General features: G+C 55.3%; 20 protein-coding genes and 2 pseudogenes. 4 read left to right on the top strand and 18 right to left on the bottom strand.

Going from position 1 to position 18,606, the window contains the following annotated elements; translation table 11 throughout:
• The first annotated feature begins 195 nt into the window (after positions 1-195).
• Positions 196-1,125, top strand: coding sequence for a surface carbohydrate biosynthesis protein (locus ACZ5EJ_RS03615; RefSeq protein ID WP_240142296.1), 930 nt, complete (start codon positions 196-198; stop codon positions 1,123-1,125).
• A gap of 24 nt (positions 1,126-1,149) precedes the next feature.
• On the top strand, positions 1,150-1,599 hold the full coding sequence (locus ACZ5EJ_RS03610; protein ID WP_240142295.1) for a hypothetical protein: 450 nt from the start codon (positions 1,150-1,152) through the stop codon (positions 1,597-1,599).
• Between the two features lie 124 nt (positions 1,600-1,723).
• On the opposite strand, the gene ACZ5EJ_RS03605 is transcribed toward ACZ5EJ_RS03610, so the two are convergent.
• Entirely contained in the window at positions 1,724-2,026 is a 303-nt protein-coding gene (locus ACZ5EJ_RS03605; protein ID WP_011633911.1) for a hypothetical protein, read from the bottom strand.
• 18 nt (positions 2,027-2,044) lie between these two features.
• Positions 2,045-2,919 (bottom strand): annotated as a pseudogene (locus tag ACZ5EJ_RS03600) (nitric oxide reductase activation protein NorD); the annotation flags it as partial.
• A 162-nt stretch (positions 2,920-3,081) separates the two neighbouring features.
• Here ACZ5EJ_RS03600 and ACZ5EJ_RS03595 point away from each other — a divergent pair.
• A pseudogene (locus ACZ5EJ_RS03595) lies at positions 3,082-3,438 on the top strand (transposase); the annotation flags it as partial.
• Between the two features lie 150 nt (positions 3,439-3,588).
• Here the strand turns inward: ACZ5EJ_RS03595 and ACZ5EJ_RS03590 are convergent.
• From ACZ5EJ_RS03590 to ACZ5EJ_RS03515, 16 genes are all read right to left on the bottom strand, one after another.
• Entirely contained in the window at positions 3,589-4,413 is an 825-nt protein-coding gene (locus ACZ5EJ_RS03590; RefSeq protein ID WP_074455539.1) for a S1 family peptidase, read from the bottom strand.
• Positions 4,414-4,457: 44 nt separating this feature from the next.
• Entirely contained in the window at positions 4,458-5,090 is a 633-nt protein-coding gene (locus ACZ5EJ_RS03585; protein ID WP_011633909.1) for a BMC domain-containing protein, read from the bottom strand.
• Between the two features lie 12 nt (positions 5,091-5,102).
• Complete coding sequence (locus ACZ5EJ_RS03580) at positions 5,103-7,463, bottom strand: nitric oxide reductase activation protein NorD (protein ID WP_074455540.1); 2,361 nt, start codon at positions 7,461-7,463, stop codon at positions 5,103-5,105.
• 22 nt (positions 7,464-7,485) lie between these two features.
• Positions 7,486-8,322 carry a CbbQ/NirQ/NorQ/GpvN family protein gene (locus tag ACZ5EJ_RS03575; RefSeq protein WP_011633907.1) on the bottom strand — a complete coding sequence of 279 codons (837 nt, stop codon included), beginning with the start codon at positions 8,320-8,322 and terminating at the stop codon, positions 7,486-7,488.
• A 120-nt stretch (positions 8,323-8,442) separates the two neighbouring features.
• Positions 8,443-8,637 carry a hypothetical protein gene (locus ACZ5EJ_RS03570; RefSeq protein WP_074455541.1) on the bottom strand — a complete coding sequence of 65 codons (195 nt, stop codon included), beginning with the start codon at positions 8,635-8,637 and terminating at the stop codon, positions 8,443-8,445.
• Complete coding sequence (gene parA / locus ACZ5EJ_RS03565) at positions 8,634-9,263, bottom strand: ParA family partition ATPase (protein WP_074455564.1); 630 nt, start codon at positions 9,261-9,263, stop codon at positions 8,634-8,636. The genes ACZ5EJ_RS03570 and parA overlap by 4 nt, the downstream gene beginning before the upstream one ends.
• A gap of 11 nt (positions 9,264-9,274) precedes the next feature.
• A complete protein-coding gene (locus ACZ5EJ_RS03560) occupies positions 9,275-9,541 on the bottom strand; it encodes a 4a-hydroxytetrahydrobiopterin dehydratase (protein WP_074455566.1) in 267 nt (88 codons plus the stop codon).
• Positions 9,542-9,549: 8 nt separating this feature from the next.
• Positions 9,550-9,972, bottom strand: coding sequence for a ferritin-like domain-containing protein (locus tag ACZ5EJ_RS03555; RefSeq protein WP_074455565.1), 423 nt, complete (start codon positions 9,970-9,972; stop codon positions 9,550-9,552).
• 20 nt (positions 9,973-9,992) lie between these two features.
• Complete coding sequence (locus ACZ5EJ_RS03550) at positions 9,993-10,340, bottom strand: BMC domain-containing protein (RefSeq protein ID WP_011633903.1); 348 nt, start codon at positions 10,338-10,340, stop codon at positions 9,993-9,995.
• A gap of 41 nt (positions 10,341-10,381) precedes the next feature.
• A complete protein-coding gene (locus tag ACZ5EJ_RS03545; protein WP_011633902.1) occupies positions 10,382-10,678 on the bottom strand; it encodes a BMC domain-containing protein in 297 nt (98 codons plus the stop codon).
• Positions 10,679-10,786: 108 nt separating this feature from the next.
• Positions 10,787-11,035 carry a carboxysome peptide B gene (locus ACZ5EJ_RS03540; RefSeq protein ID WP_011633901.1) on the bottom strand — a complete coding sequence of 83 codons (249 nt, stop codon included), beginning with the start codon at positions 11,033-11,035 and terminating at the stop codon, positions 10,787-10,789.
• Positions 11,035-11,283, bottom strand: coding sequence for a carboxysome peptide A (locus ACZ5EJ_RS03535; protein WP_242500201.1), 249 nt, complete (start codon positions 11,281-11,283; stop codon positions 11,035-11,037). The genes ACZ5EJ_RS03540 and ACZ5EJ_RS03535 overlap by 1 nt, the downstream gene beginning before the upstream one ends.
• A 29-nt stretch (positions 11,284-11,312) precedes the next feature.
• Positions 11,313-12,842, bottom strand: coding sequence for a carboxysome shell carbonic anhydrase (locus ACZ5EJ_RS03530; RefSeq protein ID WP_074455542.1), 1,530 nt, complete (start codon positions 12,840-12,842; stop codon positions 11,313-11,315).
• A 10-nt stretch (positions 12,843-12,852) separates the two neighbouring features.
• On the bottom strand, positions 12,853-15,576 hold the full coding sequence (locus ACZ5EJ_RS03525) for a CsoS2 family carboxysome shell protein (protein ID WP_256201550.1): 2,724 nt from the start codon (positions 15,574-15,576) through the stop codon (positions 12,853-12,855).
• A gap of 77 nt (positions 15,577-15,653) precedes the next feature.
• A complete protein-coding gene (locus ACZ5EJ_RS03520) occupies positions 15,654-15,980 on the bottom strand; it encodes a ribulose bisphosphate carboxylase small subunit (RefSeq protein ID WP_011633897.1) in 327 nt (108 codons plus the stop codon).
• Positions 15,981-16,064: 84 nt separating this feature from the next.
• Positions 16,065-17,486 carry a form I ribulose bisphosphate carboxylase large subunit gene (locus ACZ5EJ_RS03515; RefSeq protein ID WP_011633896.1) on the bottom strand — a complete coding sequence of 474 codons (1,422 nt, stop codon included), beginning with the start codon at positions 17,484-17,486 and terminating at the stop codon, positions 16,065-16,067.
• Between the two features lie 199 nt (positions 17,487-17,685).
• Here ACZ5EJ_RS03515 and ACZ5EJ_RS03510 point away from each other — a divergent pair, with 199 nt between their 5' ends.
• Positions 17,686-18,606 carry a LysR family transcriptional regulator gene (locus ACZ5EJ_RS03510; protein ID WP_011633895.1) on the top strand — a complete coding sequence of 307 codons (921 nt, stop codon included), beginning with the start codon at positions 17,686-17,688 and terminating at the stop codon, positions 18,604-18,606.

Raw genomic sequence — 18,606 nt, 5'->3', positions numbered from 1 at the left:
ATTCCTAAAATATATATTCATGCCGTCAAGCATATAAAACTACAACTTGTCAGTTGCGTATTTTACTATGTGCCGCAGCGGTTGCTGCATCATCCCTGGCATGTGCTTGAACAAAAGGCAGATGACATAAAAACATTAGGCGCGCGACTAATGTATGATTATTAAATAATGGTTTTTTAATAGAAACTTCGGAACATGGCTACTACCGCGTCGACACTGATCATACCTGTTGAGAACCAGGTTCGTGAACTGGATGCAAAACTCCTGTTATCTTGCGTGGCTGCCGAACGCGGATTCCCGGTTGTTATCGGTTCTCGTGCCTACATTCATTTTGAAGTTGCTTCGCTACCACGCGGCATATATCTTGCAAAAAGTATGCGCAGGTTGAGTAATTCCATATTCCGGATCCTTCGCATGCTTGGCCACGAAATTGTTGCTTGGGAAGAGGAAGCACTGGTTCATCCTCCGGCAGATACCTATTTCTCGCTACGGTTATCTCCCGTTACGATGAAAAATGTTTCTCATTTCTTTGCCTGGGGTCAGGAGAATTCTGATCTCATCAAACAATATCCGCAACTTCCGGAAAATTTACCCATTCACATAACCGGGAATCCGCGAGGCGACATCTTGCGACCAGAAATACGCGCCTATTTTTCAGCAAAGGTAGAGCACTTACGTGAAACTTATGGCAACTTTATCCTGATCAATACCAATTTTTCCAGTGTTAATCCTTTTATCCCCAGTATCGGAATGTTCATTTCGGGTAAAAATGGAGAAAAAACATCCCGGCGCGGACAGGGTGGGATCGGCTTAAGTGACGAATTTGCCGAAGGGTTGTGGCACCACAAGAAAGCCATACTGGAGAGTTTCAAGCAGCTTATCCCAGCATTGGAGCGCGCTTTTCCTGATGTAACTATTGTTGTCCGCCCTCACCCAAGTGAAAATTTACAGGTTTATCACAATATTGCTGCCCAATGTCGCCGGGTAAAGGTTGCAAATAAAGGTAATGTCATCCCCTGGCTTCTGGCTTCGAAAACAATGATACACAATGGCTGTACAACCGGACTAGAAGCTTATGCCCTAGGTGTACCTGCCATTTCTTATCTGGCTGCTTTCAATGAATAATACTACGACTATGATTTCCAGGGATTGCCTACCAAACTTAGTTATCCGTCGTTTAACTTCGACGAACTTGAAGAGACCTTATCCCGGATTTTGCGTGGTGAATTGGGTGTTGCAGATGGAGAAGAACGCAAGAAACTTATTGATTATTATTTGACAGCACAACAAGATCGCCTGGCATGCGAGCGTATCGTGGATGTACTGGAGGACAGTGGCTATGCTCGATCTCAGCCAGCAGCAAGCTCTATTGCAAAATACATGGTGGGTTGGGCGCTTGCCAATCTGAAAACAACATTAACCCAGTTATATATGCGCCGCCCGGGACCAAACCGGCTTTCTTATCACAACCATCGTTTCCCTGAAATTTCAGTCGCCCAAATCGAACAAAAAATTGCACAATTTGGCCATTTACTGAATCGTTTCCAAACGATAAAGGTTATACAACACTCACGGTATCTGTTCAAAATCAATACTTGATAGATACAAAGAGATAAAAAACAGTGTATCCCTGGAATATTTCTAGCAGACATCACGAGTAAAAGGGCTCGGTTTCAGAAAAACTCCAATGCCTTCCTCCCGCAGAACATACCCAATAACCCGATCAAGATTCATCACTAAGATCCGTATCCCATCCGCTATTCCTTGCAATAGCTATTCTCTGTTCATATAAAACAGAATGTCGCTGCTGCAATTCTGGCGGCAAGAGGCTGGGAAGATGTGAGTAAGGCTCCCATGCAGCGTAAACTTCTTCATAAAGAACCTGCATCCGAGACATATTCCATCCCGTACAGGTTTCACTCTCGGGCAATATACCAAAAACCCACGCATCAATTACGATACGCCCCAAGGGAGTCAGTCCTCCAGCTGCATCCTGATCCACTCCCGAGTAACCTTTCTCTCTCATAAACTATCCTCAGTCAGATTAACGAGTCAATCCCGCATACAACATAGGCAGCCTCTCCGGCAACCGTATAACATGATCCACTACCATATAGTTGCGCATCCCAAATATTCTGGATACATATTGATCAGCATGCGAATCAAGGCTCATGCAAAAGGCTAATATCCCAGAACGCCCTGCTTCCTCTACTGCCTTTTTGGTATCGAACCGCAGATATTGCGGGGCACGCACATCGACGTCCGCCAGTTCACCATCAGTAATAACGAACAGTAACTTCTTGGCAGAGTGCTGCATTTTTAAGAAATAGCTCGCGTGGTGTATAGCCGCTCCCATACGGGTAGATAGCTGGCCGGTCATGCCGGCAATCCGCATCTTGGGAATTTGATCGTATGGCTGATCAAAATCCTTGAAACGGTAATACTGAACATCATGTCGGCCATCCGAACAAAAACCATGGATTGCGAAAGGATCCCCCGACCGGTTAATGGCACCTGCCAATAGCACGGTTGCCTGTCTAGTCAAATCCAGTACGGAATATTCATGACCATTCACCTTGTTGTTAGTGGATTCCGACAAATCTAGCAATACTAATACTGATATATCACGCACTTTACCACGGCACGCATCATGACGCACGGATCTGGATGCTATCCCATACGTATATCGGTGAACAAAGAAATCGCTGCATTAATATCGATTTCATCCCCATCCTCCAGCTTGCAAATACGTTGTACACCTTGAGGTTGCATCGCATCAAGCAAGAATTTCATGCGATGAATTTCCTTTTTATACTGAGTAGCAATGTCGTCAATAACCTGAATATCTCCTGGCTTTGGACGTTTTTCCTGAATCGTTGACCATTCAAGTCGTTCTAACCGAATCTTGTAATCCCACTCTATCGTCACGATAAGAAGCTGTCAGCACATCCGTTCTGATTGAACGGTATCTTCTTGGCCATGATTTCATGAGCAAACTACACCAATATACTGGTATATCTGGTTATCATCCTGAATCACCTCGGGTTTTGAGGATGCTCTAACCTTTGAGAGAATAGAGCCATGAATAAACAAAATCAGCTTTCCCTGGAAGTAAAAGAACGGGCAGTCCGGTTGGTGCAGGAGCATCGTCAGGAATATTCCTCACTGTAGGCAGCGGTTGAATCGATTCCACCCAGGATTGGCTGTGTGCCATCTACATTGCTGGATTGGGTCAAGCGTAGTGATGTAGCGTGACGGTGTAACATCCGGTGAACGTGAACGTATCAAAGCCATGGAGCGTGAGATCAAGGAGCTGCGCCGTGCCAATGAGATTCTAAAGACAGCCAATGCTTTTTTCGCCCAGGCGGCGCCGCTCGACCACGAACTGAAGAAAGAAACGCCTACATTGATCAGCATTGGGACCTGTGTGTGATCGAGCTGAGTGATGCCATGCGAATCCGGTTTGATCCGGAATAGATAATCTTTTCTATACTTGCTCCAGTAATGCGGCTGTGCGGCGCGACGATACCTTGGCTGCATCCTAATGAGATCTTTCGCACACGCTGCTATTGGTGAAACGAGTTCTAATCAGCTAAGCCAGCGCTGCACAAAAGCGTCGATGACTTCGCGCACTGACTCGGACTTGACCACCAGGCCCAAGTCGATCATCTCGGAAGCTACCGATTGCCCCGTATTGTGCGCCGGCACCGGGCCGGGGATGATCTGGTTGGTTTCTTCGTGGAAAAACACTGCAGCGACGACGCCTGCAAACCAAATCGAGCGTGCGCCGTCTCCGCGCGGGCGCAACGGATCGTCGCGCACCACAAATACCGGACTGCCGCTCGATCCCGGGTACACTGCGGCATCGATCAAAAATTGTTTCTGGCCCTCAAAATTGAGTTCCAGCGGCGTAGCAGTGGTACCTCTGCGCAAAATAGGCATCAGGTTGACCACATCCCACATGCCGCTAGGATAGCCGACGAATAGCACTTCCTCAAGTGCGTCGAAGCCACGTGTGGCGGCGGCATCGGGAATGCTGGCGCTGTCGATGGCGTGGTAGTACAGCTCTATACCCAGCTCCCGCGCAGCGCGCTCTAATGGGCGCAACGGCACGATGGCCAGGTCGACCTCGGGGTCGGGGTGGAAAAACCAGGCTGCTGTAAAGTCGTCGATGTTGAGTTGAAAACGCTCGCCGAACGCAGGTTTGCCGTCACGCGCCTGCGTGAACACCAGCCCACCCCGGCGCACTCCCTCGACCAGATGCCGGTTGGTAACGATGAACGGCGTCGTGCCATTGGCATGACTGTGGGTGATAATGAACGCGGTTCCCGAGCCAGCGCTGCCGTCTTCGAGTTCGGAGTCCACGCGCACTGTGCAAAACAGCAGACGCTTGGCGATTGAGTCGATTTCCATAATACATATACACTATATAGGTGGTTCGGTAGCGTCGCGCCGACTCAGGGATGGGCGGCGGCGCGCTGGTTCAGTTGCTCTATCGCCGCTACTGCGGCATGCTGCGCAGCCTCGGCCTCAGCCTCAGACCCCATCATGGTCAGTCGGCCGAAGCTGCCGAAGGGTTTGACATCCACCAATGTGACATGCGCAGCCTTTTCAGCTTCATTCGCGGCATAAATGATGTATCCAGCTGGCTCTACTTCTAGGATGAACATGCTCTTTCCCGGTAACAGCATCGAGCCCTTGCGCAGCTGACGATTGATCAGCGTAGCGTGATCAGGAGTGATGGCGCGGATGATCTCGTTCCAGGCGATTTTGCAGCGCAGCCGCGATTCCATTGTAATGCCAAGTTGCTGCAGGACCGCATCTCCGGCGGCAAGCACTTCGCTTTGATTACGGTAATGGAGTTCCATCGATCCGAACGCGCGCTCCACCACCTGCTCGCCCATGCGCACATTGGTTTTTTTCAGCGCGATATCTGAAAGGTGATGGACCGCCATGCCGGGAGCAACTTCGATCCACATGCAGGCGTCGCCCGACACCGGCAGAAAGCCTTGCGACGAGGTGGCGAGATAAGATGCGAGCTGCGGTTGCAGTGCGTCGAGAAATACGAAGGTACGCAAGCTGATTTTCATTGCATGGCGCCCTTAACGTGTGAGGCTCATGTAGAGCATCGGCAATTTCTCCGGCAGGCGCTCGACTTCGTCAATGACGGTGAAGTTCTTAGCTCCAAAAATACGCGACACATATTGGTCAGCATGCGGATCGAGGGATAACGCATACACCGTAATGCCCTTACGCGCGAGTTCTTCGACTGCATGTTTAGTATCATAGCGCAGATATTGCGGGTCGTGCACGTCGTTGTCGGCCGGTTCGCCGTCGGTGATGACAAAAATTACCCGCTTGGATTTGGGCTGCTGCGCCAGATAATATCCAGCGTGACGCAGCGCTGCGCCCATGCGTGTAGAAAAATGGCCCTTCATGCCGGCTAAGCGAGCCTTGGCGATGTCACCATACGGCTGGTCGAAATCTTTGAAACGATGATAATGCACGTCGTGCCGTCCATCGGAGCAAAAGCCATGGATCGCAAATGGGTCGCCGATGCGATCGAGTGCGTCGGCGAATAACACTGTGGCTGCGCGGGTGAGATCCATTATCGTGTAGTCGTGTCCGCGCACCTTGTCGTTGGACGATTCGGACATATCCAGCAGTACCATCACTGCAAGCTCGCGCAGCGTGCGCTTGTACCGCATCATGATGCGCGGGTCCGGTGGTTGGCCCATGCGGATGTCGATCATCGCGCGCACTGCGGCGTTGATATCGAGATCGTCGCCGTCCTCGACGTGCCTGATGCGCTGCATGCCTTGTGGCACCATCGATTCGATCAGGAATTTCAGCCGTGAGATCACTGGCTTATTTTCGATGATGATGTTCTCGATAATTGCGAGTTCGCCCACGGGTGGATGGTGTTCGAGCACGGTGACCCAGTTCGGGCGTTCGAGTTGAATCTTATAGTCCCACTCGGGATAATGGAAAGGCTCGGAAATCGGTGGTCGACCTTCGAGTTCGTTGATGCTGACGCCGTCATCGAACAGATATTCGGTCGGCAGTTCCCAGACTTCCTGCGCGTCATCACCGGCAAACTCGTTATCCACCTCGTTGACCATTTCCATCAGGTTGACTTTTTTGCGTACCTGCTGCCGCGTCTGCCAAGTAGCTTCCAATGCCTGTGCCTCATCGTACTCTTCAAGCTGCCATACCGCTCGGTTGTCGTCTCGGTAGATCGCGCTCAAGCGGTGGTCGGTACGGTTGTTGAACTCGGGCAGCGGCAACTCGAACAGCTTGTGCGACAAGTCTATGCCGAGGTTCCAGCTTGTCTGATTGGTCGAAAGATCGGCCTGCGCGCGAAACGCCACCACGGCCTTACGCACCCACGGATGAGGATCGTGGCTCTGCTCTTCAAGCAGGGCGCGGCCCAGGCGGTCGAGCAGTTCGCCGATGCTCTGCGGCTCACGAGAGTAATCGAACACCGGATGCAGCATCAGCCAAGCTTCGCGCATGTTCGGAAACTGCCGGATTGACAGCTCCTCGACCCGCGCATCTTCGAATACCTCAATCACCGCCATTTGCGCTGGATGCAACATCTGCATGGACAGCGGCTGTTGAGTGAACACCAGATGCGCAGCACAATGGTTAACTGCGGCGCGGTAGATCTCTAGTGCCGGCACGCATTGCTCGGGCGGCGTATCGGGGCCCAGTGGCTTGTAATCGTCGTAGGCATCGGCAATATGAATGACATAATGCTCAATGTAGGGCTTCAACTCTTCACGGCTTTCGTAATCGCCGGAAGTAGGGCGCAGGAAAAAATCACGTCCCCACATTGCGCGCTGATAGATGTTCAAACGACGCTGAATGTCGACGAACAGCGTGCCCTTGCGCTCCTGCTGCAGCACAGCCAGCGCGTCGGCGCTTTGCAGAGAAAAGTACGCGACCTGACCGTCTAAATCGCTGCGATACGCCTGTGCACCCCACTGCACCCAGCGCCGCAAGCCGCCCAGAGTGAGCTGGGTAAGCAGACGGTCCAAGTTTTCTAGCATCGGTCGCAGGCCGCGAGGTGCCTGGGCCAGCATGATCTCGAGCACCTTCAGATAACTGACGAATAGGCCGGCATCGCTCAAGCGCTGTGCCGCTAATGGCGCAGTGCCGACGATCAGCGCAAGCACATGGCCCGAGGTCTTGGATGCCATGCCAAGAAGGAAGTTGACTAGGTCAGGTAGTACTTCCTCACCCACTCCGCGCGCCAACTCGGGCATGGATTGGATGAAACCGACCACAAGGTCCTCCCCACGGCCGAGGTGATGCAACGCGACCGCTCCTTTGAGGTAGTTATCTAAGCCACGCGGCGTGAGTGCGCGCGCCGCCTCGTTCCAAGACGCGCGCAGCAGTTCCTGCGCACTGCCGGGTAGCTCGTCGAGCAAACTCTGGAATTCTTCAAGATGAATAGCCATAATGCGAGACCCATGTCGCCCATCAGAAGTAGGTGGTTACAGCCGCATCAAGCGCATCGCGCATGTCAGGGTCGTCGGTGATCGGTCGCACCAGGGCGACGCGGCACGCTGCCAGCGGCGCCACGCCCTGCGCGATCAAACGGCCGGCATAGATCAGCATGCGGGTAGAAATGCCTTCGTCGAGCCCGTGTCCTTTCAGGTTGCGCGCACGCTCAGCAATATGCACCAGGTTTTTCGCCACGTCCATACTCACGCCGCTTTCATGCGCAATGATCTCGGCCTCAACTTCATGTTCCGGATAGTTAAAATCTAAGGCGCCGAAACGCTGCTTGGTTGATTGTTTGAGATCTTTCATCAGGGACTGGTAACCCGGGTTATACGAGATAACGACTTGGAAATCGGGGTGCGCCTCGATGATCTCACCTTTTTTCTCCAATGGCAGAATGCGCCGCGTATCGGTCAGTGGATGAATCACAACCGTGGTATCTTGCCGTGCCTCGACCACCTCGTCTAGATAGCAGATCGCACCATAACGCGCCGCCAGCGCCAGCGGTCCGTCCTGCCAGCGCGTACCGCTGGTGTCGAGCAAGAAGCGGCCGACCAAGTCGGAGGCAGTCATGTCTTCGTTGCATGCCACAGTGATCAACGGTTTGCCGAGCTTCCACGCCATGTATTCGACAAAACGGGTCTTGCCGCAGCCGGTGGGTCCTTTGAGCATCATGGGCATACGCACCGAGTACGCTGCCTCGTACAGCGCAACTTCATCGCCGGTGGCGCGATAGTACGGTTCGCGGGTCACACGATAGCTGTCGAGTGAACTCGATGTCGGCGCAACGACGGCCGTTGCCGGCAACGACATCGCTTGCGCCTCCTGGGTTGAAGTCGTGGAACGGTAGGATGCATTCCACCGGGGCATATAGGTTCGCGTCAGGTTTTCGTTACTCATAATGATATCCAGAATTCTTCGGTTCGACCGGGTTTAGTCCGGCCACACGCGATCGGGAAAAAGCGCCTGAGCGCTCGAAACCGGCTCAGCAGTTTGGCGAACCGGCTTGGCTTGTATATTTGTTTGCTTGGTGTCTTCAGCTGCCACACGCGGCGCAACAGCCTTGGTAGGCGTGGTAGACTTTGCCTGGCGCACACTGCTGGTAAGCTTGTCTTTTATGTTGGTCATGATGTAACAATCTCCTGAATGATGGCTTCAATTTCTGCGGCGGCAGCCTGCCCGCGCGCACCCATTTGAAACACAGATACGCCTTCGAGCGCAGCCGTTTTGTAGATGCTACGCCGACGTACCGAGGTTTGCAGCACTGGCAGTCCGAACTCAGCCAGAGCTTCTTGCATCGCCGCCGATAGCGCGCTGCGCGCTTCAATTTGATTGAGTAGCAGAAAGGCTCGCAGATTTGAACAGCGTTTGCGCACCTCGTCGATCTCCTGCGGCAAGCGCAAGCTGGCCCACAGGTCCACAGGCGAAGGCAGGATCGGAATCAGCGCGATATCACAAGTCAGGAGCGCAAACATAGCGGCGCGGGTGTCGACCGATGGCGGGCAGTCAAGCACGATATAGTCGAAGGCGCGGAATTCCTTGCGCAAATCAGGCAGGACAACGCCTAGCCGAAGCTGCTTGACCGTAGCAGGAAAGGCCTTAGTGCCGGCCGTCGCCCATTGCGTGGCCGAGGACTGCGGGTCAAGATCGACCACTACTACTGATGCCCGCCGCGCCAGCCCAGCGGCGAGGTTCATCGCCACCGTAGTCTTACCGACACCACCCTTTTGGTTGGTGATCGCGATGACACGCATGTCAACCACGATCACTTCCCCTGTTCAGCCAGCGCTGAGATGCGTGCGGCAAAAGTTTCATCCTGCGACGCGAAGACCTTGTCGTCGGTTGGTTCGAGCGTGACGTTAACGTAGGTGGTACCGAAACTGATATTCTGTGGATGTCGCTTGAACTCATCGCACAGAACCGACAAGGCATCGAGAAATGCGCGCGTCTGGGCATAACGCTCGAAGGAAAAGCGCCTATACAACGTCGGCGGCTTGTCGCGCCGCTCCCAGCCTTGCAATTCGTCACTCATGTCGAAGTTCATCCGGATTTAGTATGCGTAATGTGTTCTAGATGCTCCTGCTCCTGCGCTAACAACGATTGGAACAGTGCTATCGAATCCTGATCACGCAAGCGCTGTGCATGCATTAGCGCATTGACATAGAGTTGGACGGCCTGCACTTCCATTTGTTGATCGTGAGCGAATAGTTCCTGTGCATTGTGGCCCAAGCGCACAACGGGTAACTGTCCACCACAAGGAGCCACGCCAAGTAGGATCTGACGCTCAATCAAAAGTTCAGCGTGTTCCAGCTCTTCCATGGCTTCGGCGCGCAGGTGTGCTGCAAGTTCCACATCTCCCCAAAGACGCGCGAGCACGCTTTGTGCGAGGTATTGCTGGACTGCTCCCATCTCGTGGTTGAGAGCGCGTGCCAGCCACCCTAAGGTTCTCGGATCGACAGCCATGGCAGGAAACGATTCGTCGATCAACTAAGCGTGGAAGTGATCTCGGCATCGCGGCCGCCGCCACCGCCACCGCTGACGTCTGGCTTGGTCGGCAGTATGCCTTCAACTTCACTGTGCACGCGAGCAATAATGTGCGCAGCCACCAAGCCGTCACCCACACGTTCGCAAGCATCAGCGCCTGCACGAACTGCGGCGTTGACCGCGCCGGTTTCGCCACGCACCAGCACAGTGACGTAGCCGCCGCCGACGAACTGCCGGCCAATCAGACGCACCTCCGCTGCCTTGGTCATCGCATCGGCCGCTTCGATCGCGGGAACCAAACCGCGGGTTTCAATCATTCCCAGGGCAATGCCGTTTACGTTAGCCATGTTACTGTCCTCGTAGTTGTTTCAAAAAAGGTAGGGGGTTCTTAGGCACTCGGAGTCCTGGGCAATATGCCCTCAACTTCACTGTGCACGCGAGCAATAATGTGCGCAGCCACTAAGCCGTCACCCACACGCTCGCAAGCATCAGCGCCTGCACGAACTGCGGCGTTGACCGCGCCGGTTTCGCCACGCACCATCACGGTAACGTAGCCGCCGCCGACGAACTGACGCGAGATCAGACGTACTTCAGCAGCCTTGGTCATCGCATCGGCCGCTTCAATCGCGGGAACCAGACCGCGGGTTTCAATCATTCCCAGGGCAATGCCCATTATTTCTGCCATTTTCTTACTCCTTTAGTCAAAAAATTGGTTAAACTGCCACTTCTCTGCACTCAAGCGCCCGCCATGCGTGCGCCTTTTGCTCTATACGCGTAATATATACACGTCTGTTCACGCTTCGTCCCAGCCTTCGATGATGCCGCAGATCGTGAGATCAGTCGTCGTCCTCTGGTCTGGCATCGCATACCTAGCGGCGCTGCCCAGCGTAGTAAACACCCATTTTCCCGGTGGGGCGCCGACCGCGTCGGACGCCACCATGATTTCACCCTTCTGCCCTTTTAGTACGCGCAGCGATGTCGAACCGAGTCCCGGAACACGCCGAGTGCAAACCAGTTCACCGACGACGCGCCAGATCTCCATCAGATCGCCTCCGGATTCCAGTGGTCGATGATGCCAACGATCGTTAGATCGGAGGGAAAATCCTTGGCACCAGCCGCATCTCTAGCTGCTGAAGAACCGACACAGATTACCCAGTCTCCCGGGATGCAGCCCACCGCATCGACGGCTACACTGCGCGTTCCGCCGGGTTTGTCCTGCACGACCAGCAACGGGCGATGTCCAAAGCCGTCGATGCGGTTGGTCGACACCAGGGTTTTTTCGACTCGCATGATTCGCATAGCGTTTTAGTCCTCAATACTCAATGGTTCGCTGCAACTTCGTCAGCCACAAAGTCGCAGCGCTCGTCGCCAGCGCGCTCACTCACCGCGATCGCGCAATTAAGTAGACCCTTGGCAACCAGATCGGGATAGCGCGCCTCGATCGCATCACGCACCCGCCGACCGCGCTCAACCGCGCGCGCGCGCGATTCGGGAATCCGGGCATCATATTCGAAATGCACCAGCACTGGGACCGGCAGACCGTGTGCGACATTGAGCTTGGCGAAGATATCGATCCCGACATCCATATCGGGCGCCCCTTCCTCGATGGTGTCGAGATGGGCGAAATAAAACAGGTTGCGCAATTTTAACGACCGAACCGCGTCGCCAGCGACGATGCACTCCTCGTCGTGCCCGATAGTCGCGTAGCGACCGGTATGATGCTTGATGACGTATTCGATCTGCGACAGATTAGCTTCGGCCAGCGCAGACACCAAACGGCGCATGCCATCATTCATCCGCCCTTGGCCTTGGCCCCAACCGCCGGTATTCTCGACGTCGGCGATTATCTCGGCGACGCGCGCGCGCGCCACCTCGGCGGATAGCCCAAGCGTCTCGCGGTAGATCTTCACGGTTTCGATGTAGCGATGCGAATTGACGTCGCCGTACGCATCGGGAAGATGAATGCGCAAAGCGTCTAGATCGGTATCGACTCCGATCAACAGCACGTCGGGCGCGGCGCCGATGCCGAAACTGCGATCGATCGCCTCACGTAGTTCATCCAGGCGGCCGAGTGCCGCCTCGGTGGCTTGGCGATCGTTGCTGCCATGCGCGGCGCAACCGTCACCGTTATGCGAGGAGCTGCTGAAGTGGTAGACGGCGATCTTGAGATAGTCCAGACGCTCGCCATCGACCATCGCGCCTGACAGTCGCTCGACTTCGCGCTGCGCCCAATCGCATACATCGGCTTCAATGTCGAACAGCGCGCCCGCATAAGCCTTCACCTGCACATTAGGCCCAGGTAAAATGCGCAACACATAAGGGCTCATACCCTGCAACCGACCATCCGAACAGGGGCTGATATCCACTGTGTGATAACCGCAGGATCGCAAGAAGTTTTCATCGAGCGGTATGCGCTGACGCCAGCCAGCCTGCTCGGTTCGCGCATTATCGACGCACGACTTCAGGACGCTGAATATGCAGTGCGAATGCAGGGCCGATAAATCCAACCCGCACACCCAAGCATCCTCAAACATCTTCGACGGCAGATCAAAACCGAGTTGTTCGTGGGCGAGCTGCTGCGCGCGCTCGGTGAAATCCTCGTCGTGCTGATGCATGGAGATGCGTTTGAGCACCTCGACGATACGGGTGAAGCGCGAGCGTACCGTCCGCTCATAGTCGAACAATAGGCGATTAAGGTCGCGGTCGACAAGCGAGTGTTCGCAGATCTGCCCGCTACTGATCACGCAAGCAGGATGTTCGAGCACCTCTGCGATACCGCTCTCATTGGCCACATCGATCGGCCCAACGCTACTGCGTCGCAATGCCTGCATACGTTGTCGTGTATTCATCTTCGTATCCTCAGCCGCGCGCTCCGCCCGAAATGGTAATGGTTGCGCCTCTATCGGTATTGCCGGACGAACCAGTAATGACCGATTCAGGCACTTCAAGACGCTCGAGCTCGCGGAATTTCACTGCGTTGACACCGACGCCACGCGGTTGGCCGCGCATCGAAGGGTTGCGTACCAGACTGGACGAGCCCTCGGTACCGGTAACTCGAGGGTTTGCATTCCAAGCATCACCCGAAATACGCACTCCCTGCTGACTACCTTCACCGCTCAGTCGCTGCGCAGCAGCGACGACTTCATCCAGTTGCACCTGGCTACGAGACGTGTCGCTATGCCGGAACTCCGGCGTTCCGGTAATCAGACCATCGGCCTTGTTGATCGTCCCGGTTATGCGTAAATTGCTCAGCACACTGCCGGTGAGATTATCTCCCTGGCACTCACGCCCCGGACTCTGGATCTGGCGCTGACGCGACGGCGGCACAATGCTGAAATCCTTCGGTGCAGGCGGCCGTGGCGCGACATCAAAAGTGCGTCCGCGCGCAACGAAACGACTGCTAGTTGCGCATTGGTCAGGCATATTATCCAGCCCAAGATATGGTGTGCCCGAAATCGGCTCGCAAGCGCCGCGCTCATCGCCGGTCATGCGCGACCCGCCTGCACCTGGACGGTCACCGGTCACGACGCTGGCTGGAATCACGGCGCTGTCGCGTACGCGCGCCGCCTGAGCATCGAGGCTCGGAGCCGGGCAAAATTCCTGAATTTGCGACATTCCTGCATACTGTACGCCGCTGATGGGGGCGCAGGTGCCGGCTTCGTTGCCGGTGACGTTGGCAGCACGGCCCGGATAGCTGCCGGAAACTGGTTGGCCTTGCAATGTACTGTCGAAGACGACCTTATTCACGGGTTGTACTGTAGATGATTGCCCTGGCGGGCAAACAGCTGCAAGTTGTTGGGTGCCGATATAGTCGGTGCCGGTGACGGATTTGCACCCGTAAGATTCGTCACCCGTCAACTTTGGGCCGGGAGCAACCTCCGAACCAGTAATGGTATGACCAGCGAGGGTATGCATCGTATTGACTTTGTTCGGCCCGGACGCATCGCAAAGCCCCGCAAAATCGGCCGTAGTGTAATACTGGCTTCCGGTGATCGCTCGGCAGGAACCTGTCTCGTTGCCGGTTACCTTGGACGAACGGTCGACGGCAGCACCCGAGATGGCTTGCGCACCGCGTGTTGACATCACGCTGACCTTGCGCGGCGCTGCCGGCGCATTGGTATGGCACAAGTCGCGAAACTGTTCGGCGGAGAGATATTCGGTGCCTGTGATCGCACGGCAGCTACCGGCTTCGTCGCCAGTGAGGTGTTCGCTACGGCCTACCAGGGTGCCCGTGATAGTCTTGCCCGAACCGGTGTGCGTAATTGCAACCTTGTCCGGTGCATTGTCGTTTTCTGGCGGACGGCCGTAGCAGGTACCGGTGATCGATCGATCAGCACCGTACTCTGCGCCGGTGATTTTGCGCGGCCGATCGACCAGGGAGCCAGACACGGCCATGTCCTTGTTGGTGAAAGCCAGTGCGACTTTCTCCGGCGAGGGCGCCGGGCGTGTGCCGCAAAACTGCTGGAAGCGCTCGGCGGACAGATATTCGGTGCCGGTCACGGGATGACAAACACCCGCTTCGTCACCCGTGGCCTTGGTCGAGCGACCGAGCGCTATGCCTGTGATCTTTTGCTCGCGCAAGGTGTGGCTCATCTCAACCTTGGACACGCCTGGTTCGGCGCGTACACCGCAGATAGTTTGAAACTGTTCCGCGCCAATATATTCGGTGCCGGTGATACTGCGGCAGGATCCCGATTCGTTGCCGGTGACTTTGATGCTGCGCTCGACCATGGTACCAGTCACGGCTTGACCGGACAAAGTATGCCCTTCCTCGACCTTCATCGGCACTTGCTTGGCATCGCGCGTCTTGACCCGTCCGCTTGGCCTGGAAGCAGAAGCAGCGCTGTTCGACAGACCGGCGCGCCCCGCGAGTGACTGCACGCGACGATGCTGCTCCGCGATCTGTCTTCCGGTAGCGCCTTTGACCATCGCAGCTTGCCAATCCTGCCCCGGCATCGCAGCAGCAATCTTGGTCGCCTGGGCAACCCGCTTGAGCCCGGCTTTGCCATCTTGTGTCAACGCTGCGCGACGCATCTTGGCCAGCGCGCGCCCGGTCGCCTGCTCGGCGACGATTGTCGCACGCTGAACGCTTTCTTGCACCGCAACCCCGGCCACCGGCATTTCGGCGACTGCCCTGTGCCGAGTCTGGCATTCGCACTGCGCATCGCAATCGCACCTGATTGTGGCAAACGGCTGTACAGCTGGACGCAAATGTGCACTCGGACGAGTATAATTTTTTGAAGCAGTTTGCAACGCTGCCTTGCCAACGCTGGCAAGCGCTTGTCGCCGCGCTCGCGCAGCCGATACGACTGCTGCCGACAAAGGCTCAGTGCGCGTCAAGACCTGCGCAGCCGATACTGCCGCAGCAACAGGAGCCTGCGAACCGTGCCAGGCAGTAGCAACCTTATCTGCATTCATGGCGACGTCTGCCCTGCTGCGCAGCACAGACGTTTTGGTAATGGCGGTTTTGCCTTGACGGGCCATCGCCTGGCGACGCTGGAGCGCCAGTGCGCGCCCGGACATGTTCGCATTGGCATAACTTGATTCAGCGATTGTCATAAGAACCTCAGCACTTGAGTTCATTTTAGGCGGCCGCTGGTCGCACTGAGTAGTTTGATTTCATGCAACCAGAACCCGCCCCTGGGATGGATCCGCTCGTTTTAGCGGTAAACAACAAAAGCCACGCCCTGACTTTGCGAGTAGTTATCATAAGCGATGAAACGTACCATTTGATCAGGAAATTCGCGATGGCAGGCCTCAATCTCGGCCAGCACAGCATCGACCGATTGCTCGCCGAACATCGGCAGCTTCCACATATGCCAAAAACTCTCCTTGGCAGACGTTCCTTTGACAGCGTGCTCAACCGCAGGATTCCAGCCTTGAGCAAGGGCATAGGCGATCTGACGGCGCACCTGCTCGGGCGTCATCTGGGGAAGATACGAAAAGGTTTCGTATTTTTTTGTTAAGTGATAGGCTTGAATGGCCATAGCTATATCCTTTCAAAATTAGGAATCGAATCCGATCGCCGCAGTCTCACTGGAACGCAGATCGATCGAATTTGGTTTGAAACATTACTTGTGGGCAATGTCGAGCTTGTCAACCGTGTCAAACTCGAACTTGATCTCTTTCCACGTTTCCATGGCGATCTTCAGTTCGGGCGAATGCTGAGCCGCGGCGGTAAGGATCTCGCGACCTTCTTTCTCGATCTGACGGCCTTCATTACGCGCCTGTACGCAGGCTTCGAGCGCAACGCGGTTAGCGTGTGCACCTGCAGCGTTGCCCCAAGGATGACCGAGCGTGCCGCCGCCGAACTGCAACACCGAATCGTCACCGAAAATGGCAACCAGCGCAGGCATGTGCCACACGTGGATACCGCCGGACGCGACGGCGAAAGCGCCGGGCATCGAACCCCAATCCTGATCAAAGAAGATACCGCGCGAACGGTCTTCCGGTACGAAGGATTCGCGCAGCAGATCGATCCAACCAAGAGTGGAGGCGCGATCACCTTCCAGCTTGCCCACCACGGTACCGGTATGCAAGTGATCTCCGCCGGACAGGCGCAGAATCTTGGTTAGCACGCGGAAGTGGATACCGTGATGCGGGTTGCGGTCGAGCACGGCGTGCATGGCGCGGTGAACGTGCAGCAACATCCCGTTGTTACGGCACCAGTTCGCCAGACCTGCGTTAGCGCAAAGGCCACCGGCGAGGTAATCGTGCATGATGATCGGCGCACCGATCTCTTTGGCGAATTCTGCGCGCTTGTACATTTCTTCAGGCGTTGGCGCGGTGACGTTCAGATAGTGACCCTTACGCTCGCCGGTCTCGGCCTCAGCCTTCAGAGTGGCCTCCTGCACGAACTCGAAACGATCGCGCCAGCGCATGAACGGCTGAGAATTAATGTTCTCGTCGTCTTTGGTGAAGTCCAAGCTGCCGCGCAAACACTCATACACCGCACGACCGTAGTTCTTGGCCGACAGGCCCAGCTTAGGTTTGATGGTGCAGCCCAGCAGCGGCCGACCATACTTGTTCATCTTGTCACGCTCCACCTGGATGCCGCTCGGAGGGCCGCCGCAGGTCTTCACGTATGCGATCGGGAAACGCACGTCTTCCAGACGCAAGGCGCGAATCGCCTTGAAACCGAATACATTGCCCACCAGAGAGGTGAACACGTTGACCACAGAACCCTCTTCGAACAAGTCGATGGGGTACGCGACGAAAGCATAGAAGCGAGCATCGTCACCGGGAACATCCTCGATGCGATAGGCGCGACCCTTGTAGTAATCGAGATCGGTCAGCAGGTCGGTCCACACTGTGGTCCAAGTACCGCAGGACGACTCTGCGGCTACCGCCGCCGCCGCCTCCTCGCGATCGACGCCAGACTGTGGGGTAATTTTAAAACACGCTAGAATGTCAGTGTCTAGCGGCACGTAATCCGGTTGCCAGTAAGTTTGTCGGTACTCCTTGACACCGGCCTGATAGGTTTTGATTGCCATGTTTTGACGACTCCTTAAAGCTCGCTGCTCGCGAGAACTAAACGACGAAGGAAAATTTGTTCAGCACAATCGACCAAGGCATCAATCCTGGTCTTAGGGATGGATTCATCGATTTGCTTGCAAACATAGTATCGAATGTAATCATAAAATACAACTCAATCTTCTGATAGAATGCATTAGATAAACTTATGTGAAAATTATGTATCTGACTTTTCGCCAACTACAAATTTTCGACGCTGTCATGCGTCGCCAGAGCTTCACGCGCGCGGCTGACGTGCTACATCTGACGCAACCTGCCGTATCAATGCAGATGCGGCAGCTCGAAGAGCAAGTCGGTGTACCCTTGTTCGACCAGGTCGGCAAACAAATCCAACCCACCGACGCCGGACGCGAGCTGCACCGCCACGCGATTATCATTGCGGCGAAAATGCAGGACCTCAGCGCCGCAATGGAAGAATTCAGTGGCCTGCGCCGAGGCGAATTGGATCTAGTGGTGGCGAGTACCGCGAATTACTTCGCGCCCAAGTTGATTGCCGCATTCTGCAGACAGCACGCTAAAGTGCAGGTGCGACTGCGAGTGTCGAACCAGGAACAGATTCTGGACATGCTGACCACGTCGAACATGGATCTGGCGATCATGGGACAGCCACCGAAGAACTCAGAATTAGTCGCTCAAGCCTTTCTTGACAATCCACTGGTCATAATTGCCGCACCGACCCATCCGCTAGCTGCCAAGAGTCGGGTCGCACTCAAACACCTGGAGCGCGAAACCTTCATCACCCGCGAGCCTGGCTCAGGAACGCGCAAAGCGGCTGAGCGGCATTTCTCCCGGTACGGAGTAGAGTTTCATTCGGTAATGGAAATGAGTAGCAACGAGGCGATCAAGCAGGCGGTGCAAGCCGAATTAGGCCTGGGCATCCTATCCTTGCATACACTCGAACTCGAACTGGCGATGCAGCGACTGGCCATGCTCAACGTCGAACGCTTTCCGATTATGCGGCAGTGGTTCATCGTGCATCGCAAAGGCAAGCGGCTGTCGACCGTAGCGCAAGCCTTTCTTGACTTTCTGATTCGAGAGGCAAGACATCTGGCTTCGCTCCAGGATCCTGCTACCACCTAA

The sequence above is a fragment of the Nitrosomonas sp. TNE100 genome, from assembly GCF_055387135.1.
The sequence above is the reverse complement of the archived record's forward strand: the minus strand, read 5'-3'. Positions and strand labels throughout refer to the sequence as shown.